Here is a 22761-nt window from a genome sequence, read left to right as displayed (position 1 = left end):
GTGATCGCACGAAAGATGGCCGCGCTGCTCGCGGCCGCCGCCCTGGTGCTGACCGGCTGTGGAGCCGGCGGTGGCGGCACCGGGACCCCGGACCCGGCCGGTGAGCTGACCGTGGCCCTGCAATTCCCGCCGCGCGCCGACTACGCCTTCGACGCCGACGACGGCGCCCGGCTGCAGTCCCTCGGCGTCGCCGAGACCCTGACCACGGTCGACGCCGACGCCCGCCCGGCGCCGATGCTCGCGACGGCCTGGGAGCAGCAGGGCAACGCCTGGCGGGTCACCCTGCGCCAGGGCGTGCGGTTCCACGACGGCACCCCGCTCACCCCGGACGCCGTCGTCACGGCGCTGCGCTATGTCGCGGGCGTCGAGGCCCCGCCGCGGGCGATCCGGGGCATCGGCTTCGCCATCGCCCCCGACGGCGCCGACGCCGTCCGGATCACCACCACCGAGCCCGACCCGGTGATGCCGCTGCGGCTGTCCAGCGGCAACCTCGGCATCCTCGCGCCCGCCGCGTACGCCGGCGGCGGGGCGCCGCGCTACCTGCGCACCGCGACCGGCCCGTTCGTGCTGGACTCCGTCAGCGGCGCCGACTCCGCGCAGCTGGTCCGCAACGACGACTACTGGGGCGAGCCGGCGGGTGCCGCCCGGGTCACCGTCCGCTACGTCGAGGACCCGCAGGCCCGTGCGCTGGCGGTCCAGTCCGGCGACGTCCAGTTCGCCGAGGGCCTGCCCCAGGCCCAGCTCGACCAGGTCCGCTCGGCCGGGGCCGAGGTCGTCGAGTACCCGAACGCGCGCACCGTGCCGCTGCAGCTCAACCAGTCCGCGGCGCCGTTCTCGGACCTGCGGGTCCGCCAGGCCGTCACCGCGGCGATCGACCGCCCGGTGCTGGCCCAGCAGGTCCTCGCCGGGGGCGCCGCGCCCGCGGCCGACCTGTTCGGTGCGGCCGTGCCGTGGGGCGAGACCGCGCCGCCGCCCGGCGCCGACGTCGCCCGCGCCCGGCAGCTGCTCGCCGAGGCCGGCTACACCGAGCAGAACCCGCTGACCGTGCGGCTGTGGACCTTCCCGAACCGGCCCGAGCTGCCCGCGCTGGCGAACGCGATCCAGGCGATGCTCGGTGCCGCCGGGGTGAAGGTCGACATCACCGTCGGGAACTACGAGGCCCAGGAGCCGAAGGTCCTCGCCGGTGACTACGACATGTTCCTCAACTCGCGCAGCTACCTGTCCGACTTCCCGGACGCGGCGAGCACGCTGACCTCGGACTACACCTGCGACGGCAGCTACGCCATCGACCAGTACTGCAGTCCCGCCTACGACGCGCTGGTCGACCGCCTCAACGCCACCGTCGACCCGGCGGCCCGCCAGCAGCTGTTCGGAGAGGCCGCCGCGATGCTGACCCGCGACGCCGTCGGCGTCATGGTCGTGCACCCGCGCAACACCGCCGTGCTGCGCGGCGCCACCGGCTTCGTCCCCGACCCGCTGCAGATCCGCCCGGTGCTGCCGCAGCTCTCCCCGACCACGGGGTGATCGGGCTCCTGCTGCGCCGGCTCGTCGTCGTCGGGCCGGTGCTGCTGGCCGCGTCGGTGCTCGTGTTCGCGCTGCCGCGGCTGGTCGGCGTCGACCCGGCGCGGGCGGTCCTGCGGGCCCGCAGCGCCGAGGCGGTGCCGGACCCGGCGACCGAGGCGCGGCTGCGGTCCTCGCTGGGGCTGGACGCGCCGGTCACCGAGCAGTACCTGCGCTGGCTGGGCGGGGTGCTGCGCGGCGACCTCGGCTACGGCTACGTCGCGCGGACCCCGGTCGCCGGGCAGGTCGCCGACGCCGCGGCGGTGTCCGGGCTGCTCGCGGTGCTCGCGCTCGCCCTCGCGGCGGTCGTCGGCATCCCCGCCGGGGCCTACGCGGCGCGCCGTCCCGGCGGGCTGCTCGACCGGTTCCTCGGGCTGGGCACGGTCGCCGGGGTCGCGGTGCCGGAGTTCGTGCTCGCGCCCTGGCTGGTGCTGGTGTTCGCGGTGTGGGCCGGGGCGCTGCCCGCGCTCGGCTGGGGCGACCCCGCCCACCTCGTCCTGCCGGTGCTGACCCTCGCCGCCTACCCGGGGGCGCTGGCCGCGCAGCTCGTCCGCGCCGAGACCGCCGGGGTGCTGACCCGGCCGCACGTGCTCGTCGCCCGGGCCAAGGGCCTCGGTGAGCACCGGGTCCTGTGGCGGCACGGCGCCCGGCTCGCGACGACGTCGGTGACCGCCCTGGCCGGGATGTTCGTCGCCGGGCTGCTGGGCGGCTCGGTGGTGGTCGAGGTCGTGTTCGGCATCCCGGGGCTGGGGCGTCTGCTGCACCGGGCCGTCGTCGCGCAGGACCTGCCGGTGGTGCAGGCGGGCACGCTGCTCGTCGTCGCGGTCGCGGTGGTCGCGGGGGTGCTGGTGGAGGTGCTGGCGACGGCGCTGGACCCGGTGCTGCGCTCGGCGGGGTCACGGTGAGGCCCCGGGCGCGGACGGCGTGGTGGGTCGCGGCCGGGGTGGCCGCCCTGGCCCTGGCCGCGCCGGCACTCCTGCCCGACCCCGACGCCGTCGACTTCGCCGGGATGCTCGCCGGGCCGTCCGCGGCGCACCCGCTGGGCGCCGACCAGCTGGGCCGGGACCTGCTCGCGCGCACCGTCCACGGCGGACGGCTGACGGTCGGGCTGGCGCTGTCCGCGGTGCTGGTCACCGGGGTGTTCGGGGTGGCCGTCGGGTCGCTCGCCGCGGTCGCGGGCCCGGTCGGGCGGGCGGCGATGCGGGTGGTCGACGTCCTGGCCGCGATCCCGGTGGTGCTGTTCGGGCTGCTCGCCGCGGTCGCGCTCGGTCCGGGCGTCGGGTCGCTGGTGGTGGCGGTCACGGTGATCGCCTGGACGCCGTTCGCCCGGCAGGCCTACCTGCTCGCGCTCGCCGAGCGGCAGCGGGAGTACGTGACGGCGGCGGTCGCCCTCGGCGCGGGGCCCGCGCGGGTCCTGACCCGCCACGTCGCGCGGAACCTCGTCCCGCCGCTGGCCGCGCACGCCTGCGTCCGGTTCGCGAGCACCCTGCTCACCGTCTCCGGGCTGTCGTTCCTCGGGCTCGGCGTCCAGCCACCGACCGCGGAGTGGGGCGCGATGGTGGCGGAGGGCCGCGAGTACCTGTTCGGCGCGCCGCAGGTGGTGCTCGTGCCCTCGCTGGCGGTCGTGCTGACGGCCGGGACGGCCCTGTGGTGGGGGCGCCGGTGGGAACGGGTGGGTGCCCGGTGAGCTCAGGCCGCGTGGACCTGTCCGCCCGCGGGTTCGAGGGGCCTGCCCAGCTCGGGGAACCAGCGGAACGCCTCCGGCCTGCCCTCCCAGTCGCAGCCGGCGCACTCCGGGCCGTCGTGCGGGTGCTCGTCCACGATGCCTCCCGATCGTTGTTGCCATCACTGTGCAACAGAGTGTGTCGGGGTGTGAACCGTCCGGTCGGAGGGGCAGGGTGAGGGACGTGGGTGATGGGGACGACGTGGACGACGTGGCCGGGCTGCTGAGCGCGTACCTGGCCGACCCGTACTCGGGCTGGAGCATGGGGGCGCCCGGCGCGATCGCCGAGTTCGTGCGGACCCCCGACGAGCCGGTCGGGCCGTCCGGGCCGGGTGCGGTCGTCACCGCGCGCGGCGGGATCCGGATCGAGCCGCACCCGGCGACCCGGCCGCTGGCCTACCGGACGCCGGTCGGCCCGCACGAGCACTGGAACCACGCGGTCGCGCTCTGCCTGCCCGCGACCGCGGCCCGCGGGGCCGCGCGGAGGGCCGTCACCGTGCTCGGGCCCGACCGCTCCGCGCTGCGGCGGGCCGACCGCGACGCCGTGCTCGTCGACCTCGGGCTGGGCACGACCACGGTGGACGCCTGCGTGCGCACGGCCGATCCCGACCTGCTCGGGCTGCTGCACCGTGCCGCGGGCGGCCCGCTCGACGGCGCGCTCACCGCCGCACTGGTCGCGGCGGGCCCGCACCGCGTGTTCACCACCGCGCTCGGCCGGGTCGAGGTGTACGCCGCGATCCCGCCGCCCGAGGGCCGCTCCCCGGACGGACCGCACACCCACCTGCTCCCGCACGTGCTGCGCGAGGGCCGCACGCACGCGGCGACCGTGCCCGTGCCCGCCGGTCACCTGCCCTGCGCGCACCTCTACCCGGCGCACCCGCTGACCGACCTCACCGGGCGTCCGATCCCGTTCGACCCGACCCGGGCGGCCGCCTTCGACGGCCTGCTGGAGCGGTTCGGCGACCCGGACCAGTGGGCGGTGACCGCCGGGGTGGTCCGGGCGGTCGCGGCGGGGGAGGCGCCCGGGCCGCGTCCGGCGACGGCGCCCGGCCGGGCCGCGCAGGCGGTCGCGCTGCGGGTGCTCGCCGTCGCCGGTGGGGCGGACCCGGCTGTGCTCGACGCCTGGCGCGGCCGGACCGGCGCGGACGGGCTCCTCGACCCGAGCGGCGACCGCAACGCCGGCTGACGGCCCTCAGCCGATCCCGGCGTACCCCGGCCTGCCGGTCGCCCGCCGGTGCTCGACGCCGTCGAGCACCAGTGCGACCTTGTCCAGCACGTGCTCGCGCGGCTCGTTCATGATCGCCTCGACGCCGGGGCGGACCTGCTCGTCGAGCGAGTCGAGATAGGCCCGGGCGGGGTCGGACAGATCGCCGGGGCCGCCGCCGGGCCCGCGCACCCAGCGGGTCTGGTGGGCGCCGTCGGCGACGATGTCGAGCACGGCGTCGGCCACCCGCACCGCGGCCGACGTCCCGAAACCCGCGCCGTGCAGGGCCGCGACGATCCGCCGCATCCGGTCCCCGGCGACCGCGCTGAGGTCCGCCCCGAGGTCCTGGATCAGGCCGGAGTAGCGGAGCAGCAGGTCGAACGCCAGCGCCGCCTCGGCCTCCAGGAACGCCCGCCAACCCTGCGTCGTGTCCGGCAGGGCGGTGCGGGCGAACACCAGGGCCACGGCCGCGGCGGCGATCTCCTCCAGGCCGTCGACGTAGCGGTAGAGCGTGCCCGGCGCGACGCCGAGCCGGTCGGCCACCGCCGCGACCGACAGCCGGTCGACGCCGACCTCGACGGCCGCCTCGACGATCTCCTCGCGGGTCAGACGGGGCTTGGGTCCCGGACGGTTGCCCGCCCGCGCACCGGAGGTGGGTGTCACCCGACGACCGTACGACGGAGGGGATTGCGAACGCGATTCATGGATAGCTAAGGTTTGCCTTACTCAAGGAGGTGGGCCGTGCTGATCCGATCGACCGTCCTGGTCGTGGCAGGGGTACTCGTGCTCGCGGGGTGCGGGGCCGGTGACTCCGGTGCACCCGTCCGGGGCGCGGCCGCGGACGCCGCATTCCCGGTGACGGTGGTGCACGGGCAGGGCGAGGCCGTCGTGCCCGCCGCGCCACGGCGCGTCGTCGTGCTGGGGGCGGGCGATGCGCAGATCGCGAGTGCGCTGGGTGCCCCGGTCGTCGGCGCGGTGCGCAACCCCGCGTCGCCGGACGGGTCGTGGCGCGGGGTCGACCCGCCGCTGCCGGCCGCGGTGTCCACGCTGGACTCCCTGGAGCCGGACCTGGAGGCCGTCGCCGCACTGCGGCCGGACCTGATCCTGATGACGACCGCCCAGCCGACGTTCGCCGCGGCCTACCCGCGGATCGCGGCCATCGCGCCGACCGTGTCCTACCGGACGGCGCTGCTGCAGGACCCGGGGGAGGACCTGACCCGGATGATCGGCGCCGCGCTCGGCCGTCCGGAGGCGGCGGCGGAGCTGATCGCACGCTCGGACGCGCAGCTGGCGCGGTTCCGGGCCGAGCTGCCCGCCGGGCGCAGCTACGTCTTCGGGCAGTACGTCGGCGGGACCGCCTACCTGGTGACGGCCGCGGACGGACCGTCGGTGCGGTTCTTCGACCGCATCGGACTGCGGCTCCCACTCGCGGTCGCCGCGCTGCCGCCGTGGCAGGCCGGCATCTCCCAGCTGCCCGACGAGCAGCTCGGCCTGCTCGACGCCGCCGACGTCGCGCTGGTCGGCGTCCCGACCGGGGCCGACGGCGCCGCGCTCACCGCGCGACCACTGGTCGCCCGCGGACCGCTCGTCCGCGAGGGCCGGTTGCACCTGGTGTCCACCGATGTGGCCGCCCTGTTGCTGACGCCGAACCCGGCCTCCACCCCCGCCCTGATCGAGACCCTGCGTCCGCTGCTGGAGGCATCGTGACCACCCTGACCGACCAGGTCGCCGCGCCGGCGGCCGCTCCGCCCGATCCGCCGTCCGGCCCCCGGGCCGAGGCGTCGGCGCTGTCCGAGCTGCTGCGCCCGGTCGCCGGCCGGATCCGGGTCGCGCAGGTACTGGCCGCGGTCGGCGCCGTCGCCGGGCTGGTCCCGTTCGTCGCGCTGGCCGGGCTCGCCGACGCGCTGCTCGCACCCGGGCCGGTGGACCGCGGGGCGGTCACCGGGGCGGTGTGGCTGATCGTCGTCGGGCTGGGGGCCCGCGGCGGGATCACCGGGCTGGCCCTGGCGATCACCCACTTCGCCGACGTCCGGCTGCAGGCGGTGCTGCGCCGCCGGATGACCGCCCACCTGGGACGGGTGCCGCTGGGCTGGTTCTCCGAGCGCACCTCGGGGGTGGTGCGCAAGGCCGCCCAGGACGACGTGCACGACCTGCACCAGGTCGTCGCCCACCATCCCGTCGAGTGGGTCGCGGCCTGGGTGCTGCCGCTCGCCGGCGTCGGCTACCTGGCCTGGCTGGACTGGCGGCTGGCGCTGCTCGCGCTGGCCACGGTGCCGTTCTACGCCGCGGCCTACGCCTGGATGATGCGTGGCTACGCCACCAAGGTCGAGCAGATGAACGCCGGGAACGCCCGGATCAGCTCCGCGGTCGTCGAGTTCGTGTCCGGCATCGCGGTGGTCAAGACCTTCGGCCAGGCGCGGCGCGCGCACCGCGGCTACGCCGACGCCGCCCGCGACTTCGGCCGCTTCTACGCCGAGTGGGTCGGCCCGATGCTGCGGCTCGAGGCCCTCTCCACGATGGCGATCTCCGCACCCGTCGTGCTGCTCGTGTCGTGTGCGGGGGTGCTGTGGTTCGTCGACGCGGGCTGGGTCACCCCGGTCGAGGCGATGACCGGGATCCTGGTCTCGCTGGTCGTCCCGACGACGATCACCGCCCTCGGCTTCGGTGCCGCGAACCGGCGCACCGCCGCCGCGGCCGCGCTGCGCATCCACGACCTGCTCGCCACCCCGGTGCTGCCGGTCCCCGCCGCGCCGCGCGTCCCGGACGGGCACCGCGTCGAGCTCGACGGCGTCCGGTTCGCCTACCCCGGCGGCCCGGAGGTCCTGCGCGGGACCGACCTCGACGCCCCGGAGGGGACGGTGACCGCGCTGGTCGGGCCGTCCGGTGCGGGCAAGTCCACACTGGCCACGCTCGTCGCCCGGTTCCACGACGTCACCGCGGGTGCGGTGCGGATCGGCGGCGTCGACGTCCGGGAGATCGCGCCCGAGGTGCTGTACCGCCACGTCGGCTTCGTCCTGCAGGACGTGCAGCTGGTGCACGGCACGGTCGCCGACAACGTCCGGCTCGGCAGGCCCGACGCGACGGAGGACGAGCTGCACGCCGCCTGCCGGGCCGCGCGGATCCACGACCGGGTCCTCGCGCTGCCCCGCGGCTACGACTCCGTGGTCGGGCAGGACGCGCTGCTGTCCGGGGGCGAGGCGCAGCGGGTGTCCATCGCCCGCGCGCTGCTCGCCGACACCCCGGTGCTGGTGCTCGACGAGGCGACCGCCTTCGCCGACCCCGAGTCCGAGGCCGAGATCCAGGACGCGCTGTCCGGGCTCGCCCGCGGGCGGACGGTGATCGTCGTCGCGCACCGGCTCTCGACGATCGCCGGCGCCGACCGGATCGCCGTGGTCGACGGCGGGGTCGTGTGCGAGTCGGGCGCGCACGACGCGCTGCTGGCCCGAGACGGCCGTTACGCCGCGATGTGGGCCGCCCACCGGGCGGGGGAGGAGCTCTCGTGATCACCGACCTGCTGCTGATCCTCGGTCCCGCCCACCGGCGGCGGCTGTTCGGCTACCTCGCGTGGGTGACCGCGTTCGGGGTGGTCCAGGGCGTCGCGACGGTCCTGCTGGTGCCGTTCCTGGAGGCGCTGCTCGCCGGGGACACCGCGGCCGCGCTCGTCTGGACCGGGGCGCTGCTGGTGGCCGTCGTGGCGGCCTGCGTGCTCTACCACGTCCAGGCCATGGCGGGGTTCGGCGTCGCGCTGGTGGTGCTGACGACACTGCACGAACGGCTCGGCGACCACGTGTCCGCGCTGCCGCTGGGCTGGTTCTCCGCCGAGCGGGTCGGCAGGCTGTCCCGGATCACGACCGGCGGGACGATGACCGTCGCCGGACTGTTCGCGCACCTGCTCACGCCGCTGGTCGTCGCGGTCGTGACCCCGGCGACGATCGTGCTGGCGATGCTGCTGTTCGACCCGCTGCTCGCGCTCGCGGCGCTGGTCTGCGTGCCGGTGCTGTGGCTGGCGTTCCGGGCGTCGGCGTCCTGGGTGGGGCGCGGTGACGCCCTCGACGACGCGGCCGCGGTCGAGGCGGGCAACCGGGTCGTCGAGTTCGCACGCACCCAGCGGGTGCTGCGGGCCTTCGGCCGCGGCGCCGCCGGGCACCGGCCGCTGGAGGACGCGATCGACGCCCAGCAGCGGGCCGGCCGCCGGTCGGTGTGGCTGGCGACGGCGGGCATCGTCGCGGGCGGGTTCGCGGTGCAGGTCGCGTTCAGCGCGCTGATCCTCACCGGCACCCACCTCGCGCTCGGCGGCTCGCTCGACCCGGTCCGGATGGTCGCGCTGCTCGCGCTGGCCGCCCGGTTCACCGGCCCGCTGGCCGAGGTCGGCGACTACGCGGGCGTCGTCCGGATCGCCCGCAACGACCTGGGCCGGCTGGTCGCGGTGCTGCGCGAGGAGCCGCTGCCCGAGCCGCGGTGGTCGGCGCAGCGGCACGAGCGGGGCGCCGTCGAGCTGGACGGGGTCGGCTTCGGCTACGACCCGTCGACGCCGGTGCTGCGCGAGGTCACGCTGCGGGTCGCGCCGCGCGAGACGGTCGCCCTGGTCGGGGCGTCCGGCTCGGGCAAGACCACCGTGACCCGGCTGGTCGCACGGTTCTGGGACGTCGGCTCCGGCACCGTCCGGGTCGGCGGCGCGGACGTGCGCGACCAGACCACCGAGGACCTGATGGCCCAGCTCGCGCTGGTCTTCCAGGACGTCTACCTGTTCGACGGGACCCTGGAGGACAACGTCCGCCTCGGTCGCCCGGACGCCTCCGCCGCCGACGTCGCGGAGGCGGCCCGGCTGGCCGGGGTGACCGAGATCGTCGAACGGCTCCCGGACGGCTGGGCCACCCGGGTCGGCGAGGGCGGCACCTCGCTGTCGGGCGGGGAGCGCCAGCGGGTGTCGGTCGCCCGCGCCCTGCTCAAGGACGCCGACATCGTGCTGCTCGACGAGGCCACCGCCGCGCTCGACCCGGAGAACGAGCGGTTCTTCACGGAGTCGATGCGGGTCCTGGCCCGGCGCAGCACCGTGCTGGTGATCGCGCACCGGCTGCCGACGGTCGTCGCGGCGGACCGGATCGTCGTGCTGCACGACGGTGGGATCGCCGAGGCCGGGACGCACGCCGAGCTGCTGGAGCGCGGCGGCCGCTACGCCGCCTTCTGGGAGTCCCGCCGCCGCGCCCGCGGCTGGCGGCTGATCGGATCGGAGACCCCGTGAGCCAGGACCTGCCCTCGTACGCGCTCTGCCGGGTGGTCGGCGTCGAACCGCTGACCCCGCGGATGCGCCGGATCACCCTCGCCTCCGACGACCTGCTCGGCGCCCGGCCGGTCGCACCCGACCAGCAGGTGAAGATCTTCCTGGCCCGCGACGGCGGCGTGCCGGAGATCCCGGCCGCGCCGGAGGACGGCAGCGGCGTCGCGGGCTGGTACGTCCGCTACCTGGCCGTGCCGGAGGAGCGACGGCCGTGGATGCGGTCCTACACGGTGCGGGCGCTGGACCCCGACGCCGGCCGGATGGTGGTCGACTTCGTCCTGCACGGCGACGGCGAGCCCGGCGGCGGGCACGCCGGCCCGGCGAGCCGCTGGGCCGCCCGCGCCGCGATCGGCGACGTCGTCGGGGTGCTGGGGCCGGCCGTCGCCGGGTACCGCAGCCCGGACGGCGAGCCGGTCCGGCTGCTCGTCGGGGACGAGACCGCGCTGCCCGCGATCGCCGCGATCGTCGAGCAGCTGCCGCCGGGGACCCGGGCGGTCGCGGTGGTCGAGGTGGACGGCCCGGCCGAGGAGCAGGAGCTGCCCGGGGCCGACGTGCACTGGGTGCACCGCGGTGGCGGCTCGCTGCCCGACGCGGTGCGCGCGGTCGAGCTGCCCGAGGGGCCGGTGTTCGCCTGGGTCGCCGGGGAGGCCTCGGCGGTGCGGGCGGTCCGCCGGCACCTGGTCGGCGAGCGGGGGCTGGACAGGCGGCGGGTCGCCTTCACCGGGTACTGGCGTCGCGACCTCACCCAGGACGACGCCCCCACCGAGCAGGACATGGCCGACGTGGCCGAGCAGCTGCCCGCCCCGGACGGTGCCGCCGCCGGGTGAGCGAGGACTCCGGGCCGGTCGGCGCGGGCGGCCCTCAGGCCTCCGCCGCCGGTTCGGGGGCACCGGTGGCGGACCACCGCTGCTCGACCCGGCCGAAACGCCACACCGCGATCGCGACCAGCCACGCGACGACGAACAGGCCCACGATGCCGTAGCCGGCGTCGTCGAGCGGGACGTCGGCGATCGCGACGAGCGGCCCGGAGGTGGTGCCGGTCTCCTGGACGAGCACCCCGACGAGCTCGATGGTGCCGATGACCAGCGCGACCGCGACGGACAGCCCGGTGATCGTGATGTTGTAGTAGACCTTGCGCACCGGCCGGGCGAAGGCCCAGCCGTAGGCGACGTTCATGAACACCCCGTCCACGGTGTCGAGCAGGCTCATCCCGGCGGCGAACAGGACCGGCAGGACGAGGACCGCGTAGAACGGCAGCGCGAACGCCGCGGCGCCCCCGGCGAGGACGAGCAGCGTCACCTCGGTCGCGGTGTCGAAGCCGAGGCCGAACAGGAAGCCGATCGGGTAGATGTGCCACGGCCGGCGCACCGCGCGGGTCAGGCCGCCGAGGAAGCGGTTCATGACGCCGCGCTTCGCGAGGTGCTCCTCGAGCTCGGCCTCGTCGTACTCCCCGCGGCGCATCCGGCGGAACACCCCGACGATCCCGACGAGCACGCCCAGGTTGACCAGGCCGATGATCCACAGGAACACGCCCGAGACCGAGGACCCGACGACGCCGGTCACGGCGTGCAGCACCGAGCTGTCGTCGCCGACCTGCCCCGCCAGCGCCCGTACGCCCACGCCCAGCAGGAACGTCAGACCGAACACGACGGTCGAGTGCCCGAGGGAGAACCAGAACCCGACCGACAGGGGCTTGCGGCCGCCGTCGGCGAGCAGCTTGCGGGTGGTGTTGTCGATGGCGGCGATGTGGTCGGCGTCGAAGGCGTGCCGCAGCCCGAGGGTGTAGGCGAGCACCCCGATCCCGATGCCGAACACCCCGGTGGCCCCGAGGCTGTAGTGCGCCGGGGCGACGAGGAACACGAGCACCCCGAACCCGGCGAGGTGCAGCAGCGCGACGAACGCGGCCATCCCGGCCAGGGAGCGGCGGTCGTGCCGGTCGAGATCGGCCCGGAAGCGGCGGGCGGGGGCGGAGCGGGGGGCGGACATCGGGGGCTCTCCTGGGCTCGGCGGCCGGCCGGAGCGGTCGGCGTCGTGACCCCGTGACGGTGCGCCGTCCACCCCGCGTTGTCATGGCTGTTGCCCGGGAATGGCGACAGAGGTCCGCGTCTGTCGGGTTGATCCCTCCCCGAAAGGTCAGGTCCGCGGGCCGGGCCGGTCACCCGGCCCGGCCCACCCCCTCAGTCCCAGTCCAGCGACCCACCCGTCCGGTACTCGGTCACCCGCGTCTCGAAGAAGTTCTTCTCCTTGCGCAGGTCCATGGCCTCGCTCATCCACGGGAACGGGTTCTCCGGCTCCCCGAACAGCGGGGCGAGCCCGATCTGCTCGGCGCGCCGGTCGGTGATGAACCGCAGGTAGCGCTCGCAGGACTCGGCGGTCAGCCCGAGCATCCCGCGGGGCATGGTGTCGCGGGCGTAGGCGACCTCCAGCTCGCACGCCTCGTGCAGCATCGTCCGGATCTCGGCGGCGAACTCGGCCGTCCAGAGGTGCGGGTTCTCGATCTTGATCTGGTTGATGCAGTCGATGCCGAAGTTCAGGTGGATCGACTCGTCGCGCAGGATGTACTGGTACTGCTCGGCGATGCCCACCATCTTGTTGCGCCGGCCGAGCGAGAGGATCTGCGCGAACCCGGTGTAGAACCACATGCCCTCGAAGACCACATAGAACGCGACGAGGTCACGCAGGAACGCGCGGTCGTTCTCCGGGGTGCCGGTCCGGAAGTCCGGGTCGGACAGGGCCCGGGTGTAGCGCAGCGCCCAGGCGTCCTTCTCGGTGATCGAGGGGACCTCGCGGTACGCGTTGAACAGCGCCCCCTCGTCGAGCCCGAGCGACTCGCACACGTACTGGAACGTGTGGGTGTGCACGGCCTCCTCGAACGACTGCCGCAGCAGGTACTGGCGGCACTCGGGGTTGGTGAGGTGGCGGTACACCGCGAGCACGATGTTGTTCGCGACCAGCGACTCCGCGGTGGCGAAGAACCCGAGGTTGCGGGTGAGCATGAGGCGCTCGTCGTCGGTGAGCCCGCCGGGGGAGCGCCACAGCGCGATGTCGGCCTGCATGGCGACCTCGGTCGGCATCCAGTGGTTGGCGCAGCCGGCCAGGTACTTCTCCCAGGCCCAGGTGTACTTCAGCGGCAGGAGCTGGTTGACGTCGGCGCGCGCGTTGATCATGCGCTTGTCGTCGGCGTCGATCGGGGCGGCGCCGCGGGCGATCTCGCCCAGGCCGCTGGCGTTCTCGGTGCTTCCGGTGGGCTGCAGAGTGGTCACTGGCAGGCCTCGCAGTCGGGGTCGTCGATCGAGCAGGCACGGCCCGGATCGAGGTCGGGGGCGGTGGCGGGCACGGCTGTGGCGGGCACGGCGGTGGCCGGGACCGCGGGCACGGTCGCCGCGGGCGACGCGGCGGGGGCGGCGGCCGGGGTGCTCGGCACGCCGGTCAGCCGGCCGTCGGTGCCGGTGAGGGTGGACTTCTCCACCGACGTCGCCGCGCGGGTGCGCAGGTAGTAGGTGGTCTTGAGCCCGGAGCGCCAGGCGAGGCGGTAGAGCTCGTCGAGCGCCCGGCCGCTGGGGGCAGCGAGGTAGAGGTTCAGCGACTGCGCCTGGTCCAGCCACTTCTGCCGGCGCGACGCGGCGGCCACGAGCCAGCGCGGCTCGATCTCGAACGCGGTCGCGTAGAGCTCCTTCAGGTCGGCGGGGACCCGGTCGATCTCGGCCAGCGACCCGTCGAAGTACTTGAGGTCGGCGACCATCACCTCGTCCCACAGCCCGCGGTCCTTGAGGTCGCGGACCAGGTGCGGGTTGATCACCGTGAAGTCGCCGGACATGTTGGACTTCACGTAGAGGTTGAGGTGGATCGGCTCGATCGACTGCCCGACCCCGCAGATGTTCGAGATCGTCGCGGTGGGCGCGATCGCGAGGACGTTGGAGTTGCGCATCCCCTGGGCGACGACCTTCTCCCGCAGCGACGCCCAGTCCAGCGTGGACGACCGGTCGACGTCGAGCTCGCCGTCGCCGCGGGCCGCGGCCAGCAGCTCGACCGAGTCCAGCGGCAGGATCCCGCGGCTCCACAGCGACCCGTCGAAGCTGGCGTAGCGGCCGCGCTCGACCGCCAGGTCCGACGACGCGGTGATCGCGTGGAAGGACAGCGCCTCCGCGCTGCGGTCGGCGAACTGCACCGCCGCGTCGCTGCCGGGCGCGATGCGCTGGGTGAACAGCGCGTCGGAGAAGCCCATGAGGCCCAGCCCGACCGGGCGGTGACGCAGGTTGGACCGGCGGGCCTCGGGGATCGTGTAGAAGTTGATGTCCACGACGTTGTCGAGCATCCGCACCGCGGTGGTCACCGTGCGGCGCAGCTTGTCGGCGTCGAGCCCGTCCGCGGTGACGTGCGCGGCGAGGTTCACCGAGCCCAGGTTGCAGACCGCGACCTCGCCCTCGTCGCCGGCACGGGTGTTGAGGGTGATCTCGGTGCACAGGTTCGACGAGTGCACCACGCCCGCGTGCTGCTGCGGGCTGCGCAGGTTGCACGGGTCCTTGAACGTGATCCACGGGTGCCCGGTCTCGAACAGCATGGTCAGCATCCGCCGCCACAGCTCGACCGCGCGCACCGTGCGGTGCACCCGGACCTCACCGCGGGCCGCGGCCGCCTCGTAGGCGCGGTAGCGCTCGGCGAACGCGGTGCCGTAGAGGTCGTGCAGGTCGGGGGCCTCGTCCGGGGAGAACAGGGTCCACTCGCCGTCGGCCTGCACGCGGCGCAGGAACTCGTCGGGCACCCAGTTCGCGGTGTTCATGTCGTGGGTGCGGCGGCGGTCGTCGCCGGTGTTCTTGCGCAGGTCGAGGAACTCCTCGATGTCGACGTGCCACGTCTCCAGGTAGGCGCACGCGGCGCCCTTGCGCTTGCCGCCCTGGTTCACCGCGACCGCGGTGTCCCCGGCGATCTTGAGGAACGGCACCACGCCCTGGGAGACGCCGTTCGTGCCCCGGATGTGCGCGCCGAGCCCCCGGACCGGGGTCCAGTCGTTGCCCAGCCCGCCGGAGTACTTCGCCAGCAGCGCGTTGTTGCGGTAGCCGCCGAAGATCGACTCCAGGTCGTCGTCGACGGTGGTGAGGAAGCACGACGACAGCTGCGGGCGGGTGGTGCCCGAGTTGAACAGCGTCGGGGTCGAGGCCATGAAGTCGAAGCTCGACAGCAGCTCGTAGAACTCGACCGCCCGCGCCTCGCGGTCGACCTCGCGGACCGCCAGCCCCATCGCGACCCGCAGGAAGAACGCCTGCGGCAGCTCGAAGCGCACGCCGCGCTCGTGCAGGAAGTAGCGGTCGTAGAGGGTCTGCAGGCCGAGGAACCCGATCTGCAGGTCGCGCTCGGGGCGGATCGCCGCGGTGACCCGCTCCAGGTCGAAGGTCGCCAGCTCCGGGTCGACCAGGCCGACCGCGATCGCGTGCCGCAGGTAGTCACGGAAGTAGGAGGCGTAGGCCGCGCCCATCTCCGCGTGGTCCGGGGTGGACGGTGTGCCGGCCAGGTGCGACACGGCCTCGGCGCGCAGCCGGTCCAGCAGCAGCCGCGAGGCCACCAGCGAGTACGCGGGCTCGCGCTCGACCAGGGTGCGGGCGGCCAGGACGAGTGCCTGGGCCAGCTCGTCGGCGGTGATGCCGTCGTAGACGGTGCGGTCCAGCTCGGCGAGCACCGGCTCCGGGGTCACGTCCTCGACGCCGGCGCAGGCCTCGTCGAGCACCGCGGCGACCCGGGCGCGGTCCAGCGGGGCCCGGCTGCCGTCCGGGTGGGTGACGTGCACGACCGGGGCGTCCGCGGCGGTGTCCCCGCCGTCGTGCGCGCGGGCCTGGGCCTGCTGCTCGCGGTAGAGCACGTAGGAGCGGGCGACCCGGTGGTGCCCGCCGCGCATCAGGGCGAGCTCGACCTGGTCCTGGATCTGCTCGACGTGCACCGCGTGCGCGGGGTGGCGGGCCAGTGCCGCGACGACCTGGTCGGTCAGCCCGGCGACGAGGTGGTGCAGCCGCGACGACGACGCACCGGCGTCCCCCTCGACGGCGAGGAAGGCCTTGGTCATCGCCACCGAGATCTTGGTGGCGTCGAAACCGGTCTCCGACCCGTCGCGCCGGATGACGCGCAGGGCCGGGGGTGCTGTTGCCGGTGCAGCGGTGGAAGCCGTCACGGGCTCTCTCCTCGCGAGTCGCCGTCGTCCCCGGGGGGCGGAGCGGTGCGAGGAGGCGGTGGGACCGAACGACCGCGATGGCCCACCACACCCTGGCGCCGTCCCACGAGGCCCCGGAGCAGCGCGCACCGGTCGGCACGCGCGCCGGTGGCAGGTCTTCGGACTCACGGGCGCACTGCTCAGACCTACTGGCCGTCGCTTCCCGGGAGCAGCTCCCAGTGCTGTTGACGGCGGTCGTTCCCGTTCACCGCTGCGGGGCAGTCCCGGATTCCCACCGGGTTCCCTCTTGCCTCACCGGCCCGTGCGGACCGGTGAACCACCAGCGCCCCGGACACTACATCTGGGGTCCGGACACGATCGACCCCCCTATCGGTTCCGGTTTCGACGACCGTTGAGTCACGCACGGTGAACGTCGCCGGTCACGGGCCCGGCGGTCCCTTCCGTTCGGCGGGTCCGCGCGGATACCGTCGGCCGCACTGTTGCCACCGCTGTGCAGGAGAGTGCGATGACCACCGGAACGGACCTCGACGCCGAGCACTGGCTGCGCCGGTGGGACGCCCAGCAGGAGCGCTACATCCCCGACCGCGAGGAACTGTTCGCGCTGGCGCTCGACGTCGTCGACCGGCTCGCCGGCACCCCCGCACGGCTCCTCGACCTCGCCTGCGGGCCCGGGTCGTTCGCGGCCCGCGCGGCGGCGCGCTGGACCGGTGCCGAGGTGGTCGGCGTCGACGTCGACCCGGTCATGCTGGAGCTGGCCCGGCGGACCACCGGCGAGCGCGTCCACTGGGTCGACGCCGACCTCTCGCGTCCCGGGTGGACCGACGCCGTCGGCGGGCCGTTCGACGCCGCCGTCTCGGCCACCGCCCTGCACTGGCTGCCCGAGCCCGCGCTGCCCGAGCTCGCGCAGCGCCTCGCGTCCGTGCTGCGCCCCGGCGCGGTGTTCGTGAACGTCGACACCGTGCTCGCCGACCCGGAGCAGCCGCGCCTGGCCGAGCTGACCCGGGCCCTGCGGGTCGAGCGCACCGACCGGGGACTGGCCACCGGCGAGGACTTCCGGACCTGGTGGGACGCGCTCGCCGACGAGCCGGCCCTGGCCGACGGGTTCGCCGAGCGGGAGCGCCGCTTCGCCGGCCGGGTCACCGGCGGGTCGTCGCTGCCGGCCTGGGAGCAGGCGCTGTCCGGCGCCGGGTTCGCCGAGGTCGGGACGCTCACCCAGACCTTCGACCGGCGCACCCTGGTCGCGATCCGCTGATCACCCGAGCCGGGCGCGCGCGAAGTTCGCCCAGGCGAACGTGTTCGGCCGGGCCGCCTCCAGTCCGGTGAGCCCGGCCGCCACGCCGACGTTCCAGTCCCGCACACCCCACACCAGGGCGCCCGAGTCGGCGCGCAGCAGACCCAGGATCCGGGCGAACGCGTCGGTGCGCGCGGCGTCGTCGGTGGTGGCGACGGCGGCGTAGTAGAGGCGGTCGATCTCCGGGCTGCGGTAGCCGGTGAAGTCGTAGGTCGGGGTGCTGGTCAGCATCCGGCGTCCGATGTAGTCCGGGATCGGCAGCGAGCCGGTGCTGTTCTGGGAGAACACGCCCTGCTGCCGGATGGCCCGGAAGTAGCCCGACGACGGCAGCGGCCGCGCCGTGACCCGCAGCCCGACCTCGCCGAGCTGGCGCGCGACGAGCGCGGTGGCGGCGTCGAAGGTCGGGTCGGCGCCGCTGGTCTGCAGCTCGATCGCCGCCCCCTGCGCCCCGGCCTCGGTGACGAGCGCGCGGGCCCGTGCGACGTCGCGCGCCACCGGGCCCACCCCCGCCGGGTGGTAGCGCAGCCCCTGGCCGAACATGTCGTCGCCGACCCGGCCGCGCCCGAGCAGCACGACCCGCACGAGCTCCTCGCGGTCGATGCCCAGCCGCACCGCCTCGCGCAGCCGCGGGTCGGAGAACGGTGCCCGGTCCACCCGCATCACCAGGAACTGGCTCGCCGAGGCCGGCGCGGACAGCGCCGAGGCGCGCTGCTCGCCGTCGAGCCGGGCGGCGCCGGTGGGGGTGAGGTCGTGGGCGTAGTGCACCTGACCGGACAGCAGTGCGCCGATCCGGGCGGCCTCGTCGTCGACGGGCAGGAACTCCAGCTCACGCACGCCGGGCGCGCCGTCCCAGTGGTCCTCCGACGCGGTGTAGACGGTGGACCCGCCCGGGGTGAACGACGCGAGCCGGAACGGCCCCGTCCCGTTCGGACGGTCGAACGACGTCGTCCCGGCCTTGACGATCTCGGTGCCGGGCGCGCCCCAGGCCAGCGGGAACAGCGTGTTCGGCCGGGTCAGCACCAGCTCGACCTCGGTCGGAGACACCGCCCGCGAGGCGGCCGCGTCGAGGTCGCGGAACAGGGTCGCGGCGATCGCGGTGGTCGCCGGGTCGGTGATGCGGGCCAGGGTGGCGAGCACGTCATCGGCGGTGAGCGGGGAGCCGTCGTGGAAGCGGGCCGCGCGCAGCCGGATCCGCCACCGCCGCCCGGTCGCGTCGCTCTCCCAGGACTCGGCCAGCCGCGGCTCGGGGGTCATGTCCTGCGACCACCCGGTGAGGGTGTCGAAGCACGCCTTGGCCCGGGCCTGGTCGACGTAGAGCGGCAGGACGTGCGGGTCCAGCGACTCGCGCGAGCCACCGGTCGCGAAGACGACCCGCAGCCGCTCCTGGCCCGTCCCGCCGCCGGAGCAGCCGGTGAGGGCGAGCGCGGCGACGCCGAGCGCGCCGGTCAGCACCCGGCGCCGGGACAGCTCGGGCGGGGTCATCCGGCGGCCCGCCCGGTGTCCGAGGCGCGCAGGCCGGGGGCGAACACGTGCCCGTCGAGGACGGCCGGGCGCGGCGCCGTACCCGGCCCGCCCGCGCGGACCCAGTCGGCGACGGCGTCGGTCGTCGCCGCGTCCAGGACCGCACGCAGCCACACGGGCCGCGCACCGGCCCGTCGCGCGGCCGGGGTGGGTCCGACCACGACGACGTCGGAGTCGGCACACGGGCCGAGGCACTCGCTGGTCCGCAGCCGCGCGTGGCCCTCGGTGCCCCGGGTGAGCCGGTCGAGCAGCCTGTCGTGGTGGGGCCGGTCCAGGCCCGGGTGCTTGCGACCGGAGCCGCAGCAGCACCCCCGGCAGACGGTGACGGCGGACAGCGCAGACATGATCCGACCCTACGTGACGTATGACGGGTTGTTCAGACGTCGAGGTCGACAACTAGGTGAGTGCGGCCACCGCCACGCGGGAACCCTCCGGTCCCACACCCCGGACACCAGGAGATCCCCATGAGCCACCACGTCCTCGAGGCCGCCGGCGTCAGCACCCCGGCCACCGTCGTCGAGAAGCTGCACGACGCCGCCCGCGCGAGCACCGCCTGTGCCTCGGCCATGGTCGCCTCCGGCGGCATGGAGACCGAGGTGCTCCTCGCCCTCGACGCCGCCGACCTCTGCACCGCGGCCGCGAGCGTGCTCGGCCGCCGGACCGGGGACAAGGCGGTCGGCGAGGCCGCCGCGTCGGCCGCCGCGCTCGCCTGCGAGGCCAGCTCGGCCGCCTGCGGCGCGCACGCCGACCACCACGAGCACTGCCGGCTGCACGCCGAGATCACCCGGGAGACCGCGCAGCTGCTGCGCGAGCACGCGGGCGCCTGAGCGGTCCGGCTCAGCCGGCCGGGACCGGCTGCGGTGCCGCGGCCACCCGGCCGTCGACGAGGGTCACGATCCGGTCCGCCGACGCGACGGCGACCGGGTCGTGGCTGATCAGCAGCACCGCGGTGCCGTCCTCGCGGCAGGAGCGCCGCAGCTCGGCGAGCAGCAGCGCGCGGTGCCCGCCGTCCAGCGCCGAGGTGGCCTCGTCGGCCACCAGCACCGCGGGCCCGGCGAGCAGGGCCCGCGCCACCGAGGCGCGCTGGAGCTGACCGCCGGACAGCCCGCCCGGGCGGCGCGCGGCCGTCGCGGCGGGGACCCCGAGCCGCTCCAGCAGCGCGACGGCGGCGGCCCGGGCGTCGGCCGGGGACCGCCCGCGCAGCAGCACGGCCGGCCGGGCGACCTGGTCGAGGACGGGGCGGTGGTCGAGGAAGGCGGACCGGCAGTCCTGGTGGACGTACTGCACGGCGCGCCGGTCGCCCGCGGGGTCCCGGCCGCCGACCCGGACGGTCCCCGAGCAGGGGGTCAGCCCGGCCAGGGCCCGGCCGAGCGTCGTCTTGCCCGCCCCCGACGGCCCGGTCAGCGCGACGAACCCGCCCCGCCCGACGGCGAGGTCCACCCCGGACAGCAGCCGCGCCCCGCCCGCGGCCCGGACCCCCAGGTCCGTCACCTCGAGCAGCGCCCCGACCGCCGCCGGTGGTGGCGGGGGCGCGGTCGGGACGGGTGCACCGAGCAGCGCGGCGGCCGGGCCGGTGCGCACGACCCGGCCCGCGGCCAGCTCCAGCAGCGTCACCGGGACGGCGGCGGCGAGCCTGCGGACCACGTCGAGGTCGTGGGTGAGCAGCACCAGCGCCGTCGAACCCGCGGCCAGCGCCGCGAGCCGGTCGGTCACCGCGCGGGTGGCGGCCGGGTCGAGCCCGGTGGTCGGCTCGTCGAGCACGACGACGTCCGGGCCGGTCACCAGCGTCCCGGCGAGCGCGACCCGCTGCTGCTGACCCCCGGAGAGCCGGTGCGGGTGGCGGCGGAGCAGGTGCGGCTCGGCGCCGAGCCCGGCCCGCTCGCACGCCTCGGCGACCGCCCGGGCCCGGGCGGCCCGGTGCCGTCGCCCGCGGCCGTGCACGGTGGCGGCGAGCTCGTCGAGGACCGGTCCGACCCTGCGCACCGGGTCCAGGACCTGGCCCGGGTGCTGGGGCAGGTACCCGACCCGCCCGGCCCGGCGCGCCCGCAGCTCCCGCGGGCCGACGCCGAGCAGCTCGGCCGCGCCGACCCGGACCGACCCGGCGAGCTCCACCCCGGTCGCGGTCCCGCCGAGCAGCGCCAGCCCGAGCGTCGACTTCCCCGCCCCGGACGGCCCGGCGACGGCGAGCACCGCGCCGGGCGCGAGGTCCAGGTCGACGCCGTCGAGGAGCACCGTCCCGTCGGCGGTGCGCGCGGTCAGCCCGCGGACCGTCAGCGCGCTCACACGACCGCCCCCGTCCGGTCCGCGAGCCGGTCCACCAGCACGTTCGTCCCCGCGGCGAGCGCGACGAGCAGACCCGCCGGCACCAGCAGCGCGTACGGTGCGAGGAACAGCGACGACGAGTTCTGCTCGATCACCACCGACCAGTCGACGGTGTCCGGTGGCAGCCCGACCCCGAGGAAGCTCGCGCCGGTCAGCACGGTCAGCACGAGCACGCCGCGGGTCCCGGCGTCGACGAGCACCGGTCCGGCGACGAACCGCCCGGTCTCGACGAGGTGCACCCGCCACCACCGCTCGCCGTTCTGCGTCATCGTCTCCAGCGCCACCCGCCGCGCCGGTGCCCCCGCGGCCCCGCGGACCACCCGGACGACCGCGGGCAGCTGCAGCAGCGCCGTCGCGACCAGCATCGGGCCGACCCCGCGCCGCCCGGTCCCGGCCAGGACCAGCAGCACCAGCAGCGACGGCAGGACCAGCAGCACGTCCAGGGCCCGCTGGGTGAGCAGCACCGCCCACCGTCGCCCCGACGCGGCCAGCAGCAGCCCCAGCGGGACCCCGGCGGCGTAGGCCAGGACCAGCGTGCCGACGGCGAGCGCGACGACGGTGGTGCCGCCGGTCAGCGCGAGCGTCAGCACGTCGCGGCCCAGCGCGTCGGTGCCCAGCGGATGCCCCGGCCCGGGCGGGAGCAGCGCGCCGGCGCCGTCCGGGGCCGGCAGCAGCGGTGCGAGGAACGGCCCGGCGAGTGCGCACAGCAGCGGTACCCCGGCGAGCGCGGCCGCGATGAGAGTCCCCACCGGCACCCGGATCACGCCCGCTCCTCCCGCACCGGGCTCAGCCGCGCGACGGTCGCGTCGGCCGCCAGGTTCACCGTGATCGTGACGACCGCGGCGAGCACCGCGTAGCCCTGGACGAGCGGGATGTCGCGGTTCTGCACCGCGTCGACCACCCCGGCCCCGACCCCGGGCAGCGCGAACAGCGACTCGACCACGACGACCCCGCCCAGGGTCCCGCCGACGATCCGGGCGAGCTGCTGCACCGACGGCGCGAGCCCGCCGGGCAGCACGTGGCGCAGCAGCACGTCGCGCTCGGGCAGGCCCAGCCGTCGCAGGTGGGTGACGTGCGGGGACCGGTCGGTCTGCAGGACGCCCTGGCGGACCTGTCGCGACAGCCTGCCCAGCTGGGCGAGGACCAGCACGGCCACCGGCAGCACGAGCACCGCCGGGGTGAGCAGCGACCCGCCGCCCGCGGTCGCCGGGAGCCACCCGAGCTGCAGCGAGAACAGCCCGACCAGCAGCAGCCCGGTCGCGAACTGCGGGGCGGCCGCCAGCGCGGACACCGTCGCCGTCGAGACCCGGTCGAGGGTGCTGCCGGGCCGCCGGCCGGTCGCGGTGCCGATCGCGACGGCCAGCGCGACGGTGAGGACCAGCGCGGGCACGGCGAGCAGCGCGGTGCTCGCGAGCCGGCCCGCCACCTCGTCGACGACGGGCCGGCCGGTCACCAGCGACCGGCCGAGGTCCCCGGTGACGAGCCCGCCGAGCCAGCCGGCGAGCCGCTCGGTCGCGGGGAGCCCGGTCCCCAGCTCGTCGCGTAGCCGCGCCACCTGCTCGTCGGTGGCGTCCGGTCCCAGGACGACGTCGGCGGCGTCGCCGGGCAGCAGCGTGGTCAGCGCGAAGATCGCCACGACGGCGGCGAGCAGCTGCCCGGCCGCGACGGCGGCCCGCCCGGACCGGCCGATGCCACGCAGCAC

Annotated in this window: 20 protein-coding genes and 1 riboswitch; of the genes, 10 read left to right on the top strand and 10 right to left on the bottom strand. The window is 75.8% G+C overall.

Annotated features, from left to right (window positions below; translation table 11 throughout):
• The 3 genes from DMP17_RS23775 to DMP17_RS23765 are packed head-to-tail and all read left to right on the top strand — an operon-like array spanning position 1 to position 3247.
• Entirely contained in the window at positions 1–1524 is a 1524-nt protein-coding gene (locus tag DMP17_RS23775; protein ID WP_337830657.1) for an ABC transporter substrate-binding protein, read from the top strand.
• Positions 1521–2465, top strand: a complete 945-nt coding sequence (locus DMP17_RS23770; RefSeq protein WP_226367744.1) for an ABC transporter permease — start codon at positions 1521–1523, stop codon at positions 2463–2465. The genes DMP17_RS23775 and DMP17_RS23770 overlap by 4 nt, the downstream gene beginning before the upstream one ends.
• Positions 2462–3247 carry an ABC transporter permease gene (locus DMP17_RS23765; protein WP_337830656.1) on the top strand — a complete coding sequence of 262 codons (786 nt, stop codon included), beginning with the start codon at positions 2462–2464 and terminating at the stop codon, positions 3245–3247. The genes DMP17_RS23770 and DMP17_RS23765 overlap by 4 nt, the downstream gene beginning before the upstream one ends.
• Before the next feature lie 2 nt (positions 3248–3249).
• Here the strand turns inward: DMP17_RS23765 and DMP17_RS23760 are convergent, their stop codons facing one another.
• Positions 3250–3381 carry a hypothetical protein gene (locus tag DMP17_RS23760; protein ID WP_337830655.1) on the bottom strand — a complete coding sequence of 44 codons (132 nt, stop codon included), beginning with the start codon at positions 3379–3381 and terminating at the stop codon, positions 3250–3252.
• Between the two features lie 86 nt (positions 3382–3467).
• Between DMP17_RS23760 and DMP17_RS23755 the strand changes: the two genes are divergently transcribed.
• Positions 3468–4469 carry a DUF6925 family protein gene (locus DMP17_RS23755; RefSeq protein ID WP_337830654.1) on the top strand — a complete coding sequence of 334 codons (1002 nt, stop codon included), beginning with the start codon at positions 3468–3470 and terminating at the stop codon, positions 4467–4469.
• Between the two features lie 6 nt (positions 4470–4475).
• Here the strand turns inward: DMP17_RS23755 and DMP17_RS23750 are convergent, their stop codons facing one another.
• Positions 4476–5150, bottom strand: coding sequence for a TetR/AcrR family transcriptional regulator (locus DMP17_RS23750; RefSeq protein ID WP_226354004.1), 675 nt, complete (start codon positions 5148–5150; stop codon positions 4476–4478).
• A 78-nt stretch (positions 5151–5228) separates the two neighbouring features.
• On the opposite strand from DMP17_RS23750, the gene DMP17_RS23745 reads away from it, so the two are divergent.
• From DMP17_RS23745 to DMP17_RS23730, 4 genes are read left to right on the top strand one after another with little or no spacing between them, the layout of a single operon-like run.
• Positions 5229–6194, top strand: coding sequence for an ABC transporter substrate-binding protein (locus DMP17_RS23745; RefSeq protein WP_337830653.1), 966 nt, complete (start codon positions 5229–5231; stop codon positions 6192–6194).
• Positions 6191–7990: an ABC transporter ATP-binding protein gene (locus DMP17_RS23740; protein ID WP_337830652.1), complete on the top strand. Its 1800-nt coding sequence runs from the start codon at positions 6191–6193 to the stop codon at positions 7988–7990. The genes DMP17_RS23745 and DMP17_RS23740 overlap by 4 nt, the downstream gene beginning before the upstream one ends.
• A complete protein-coding gene (locus DMP17_RS23735; protein ID WP_226367739.1) occupies positions 7987–9729 on the top strand; it encodes an ABC transporter ATP-binding protein in 1743 nt (580 codons plus the stop codon). The genes DMP17_RS23740 and DMP17_RS23735 overlap by 4 nt, the downstream gene beginning before the upstream one ends.
• Positions 9726–10592 carry a siderophore-interacting protein gene (locus tag DMP17_RS23730; protein WP_226367738.1) on the top strand — a complete coding sequence of 289 codons (867 nt, stop codon included), beginning with the start codon at positions 9726–9728 and terminating at the stop codon, positions 10590–10592. The genes DMP17_RS23735 and DMP17_RS23730 overlap by 4 nt, the downstream gene beginning before the upstream one ends.
• 34 nt (positions 10593–10626) lie before the next feature.
• On the opposite strand, the gene DMP17_RS23725 is transcribed toward DMP17_RS23730, so the two are convergent.
• The 3 genes from DMP17_RS23725 to DMP17_RS23715 form a co-directional block, all read right to left on the bottom strand.
• Positions 10627–11751, bottom strand: coding sequence for a HoxN/HupN/NixA family nickel/cobalt transporter (locus DMP17_RS23725; RefSeq protein ID WP_062398203.1), 1125 nt, complete (start codon positions 11749–11751; stop codon positions 10627–10629).
• Positions 11752–11942: 191 nt separating this feature from the next.
• Positions 11943–13019, bottom strand: a complete 1077-nt coding sequence (locus tag DMP17_RS23720; RefSeq protein WP_226356586.1) for a ribonucleotide-diphosphate reductase subunit beta — start codon at positions 13017–13019, stop codon at positions 11943–11945.
• Positions 13020–13024: 5 nt separating this feature from the next.
• Positions 13025–15925 (bottom strand): ribonucleoside-diphosphate reductase subunit alpha, encoded by a 2901-nt coding sequence (locus tag DMP17_RS23715; RefSeq protein WP_337830651.1) that lies wholly within the window; start codon positions 15923–15925, stop codon positions 13025–13027.
• A gap of 132 nt (positions 15926–16057) precedes the next feature.
• A riboswitch (cobalamin riboswitch) is annotated at positions 16058–16261 on the bottom strand.
• Positions 16262–16430: 169 nt separating this feature from the next.
• On the opposite strand from DMP17_RS23715, the gene DMP17_RS23710 reads away from it, so the two are divergent.
• On the top strand, positions 16431–17177 hold the full coding sequence (locus DMP17_RS23710) for a class I SAM-dependent methyltransferase (protein WP_337830650.1): 747 nt from the start codon (positions 16431–16433) through the stop codon (positions 17175–17177).
• On the opposite strand, the gene DMP17_RS23705 is transcribed toward DMP17_RS23710, so the two are convergent.
• Positions 17178–18698: an ABC transporter substrate-binding protein gene (locus DMP17_RS23705; protein ID WP_337830649.1), complete on the bottom strand. Its 1521-nt coding sequence runs from the start codon at positions 18696–18698 to the stop codon at positions 17178–17180.
• The gene (locus tag DMP17_RS23700; protein WP_226353996.1) at positions 18695–19081 is read right to left on the bottom strand and encodes a hypothetical protein; all 387 of its coding nucleotides are present in this window, start codon (positions 19079–19081) and stop codon (positions 18695–18697) included. The genes DMP17_RS23705 and DMP17_RS23700 overlap by 4 nt, the downstream gene beginning before the upstream one ends.
• 120 nt (positions 19082–19201) lie before the next feature.
• Here DMP17_RS23700 and DMP17_RS23695 point away from each other — a divergent pair, with 120 nt between their 5' ends.
• Positions 19202–19564, top strand: a complete 363-nt coding sequence (locus DMP17_RS23695; RefSeq protein WP_337830648.1) for a hypothetical protein — start codon at positions 19202–19204, stop codon at positions 19562–19564.
• Between the two features lie 10 nt (positions 19565–19574).
• On the opposite strand, the gene DMP17_RS23690 is transcribed toward DMP17_RS23695, so the two are convergent.
• The 3 genes from DMP17_RS23690 to DMP17_RS23680 are packed head-to-tail and all read right to left on the bottom strand — an operon-like array spanning position 19575 to position 22761.
• Entirely contained in the window at positions 19575–21020 is a 1446-nt protein-coding gene (locus tag DMP17_RS23690; protein WP_337830647.1) for an ABC transporter ATP-binding protein, read from the bottom strand.
• Positions 21017–21823, bottom strand: coding sequence for an ABC transporter permease subunit (locus tag DMP17_RS23685; protein ID WP_226353993.1), 807 nt, complete (start codon positions 21821–21823; stop codon positions 21017–21019). The genes DMP17_RS23690 and DMP17_RS23685 overlap by 4 nt, the downstream gene beginning before the upstream one ends.
• Complete coding sequence (locus DMP17_RS23680; protein ID WP_337830646.1) at positions 21820–22761, bottom strand: ABC transporter permease; 942 nt, start codon at positions 22759–22761, stop codon at positions 21820–21822. Before DMP17_RS23680 ends, DMP17_RS23685 begins: the two co-directional genes overlap by 4 nt.

The organism is Pseudonocardia sp. TMWB2A (assembly GCF_017312135.1).
The sequence above is the reverse complement of the archived record's forward strand: the minus strand, read 5'-3'. Positions and strand labels throughout refer to the sequence as shown.

Bases quoted from the DNA above. Each gene is read 5' to 3' on its own strand.
- DMP17_RS23725 (WP_062398203.1), bottom strand. From the start codon at position 11,751: ATGTCCGCCCCCCGCTCCGCCCCCGCCCGCCGCTTCCGGGCCGATCTC.
- DMP17_RS23710 (WP_337830650.1), top strand. From the start codon at position 16,431: ATGACCACCGGAACGGACCTCGACGCCGAGCACTGGCTGCGCCGGTGG.
- DMP17_RS23705 (WP_337830649.1), bottom strand. From the start codon at position 18,698: ATGACCCCGCCCGAGCTGTCCCGGCGCCGGGTGCTGACCGGCGCGCTC.
- DMP17_RS23700 (WP_226353996.1), bottom strand. From the start codon at position 19,081: ATGTCTGCGCTGTCCGCCGTCACCGTCTGCCGGGGGTGCTGCTGCGGC.
- DMP17_RS23695 (WP_337830648.1), top strand. From the start codon at position 19,202: ATGAGCCACCACGTCCTCGAGGCCGCCGGCGTCAGCACCCCGGCCACC.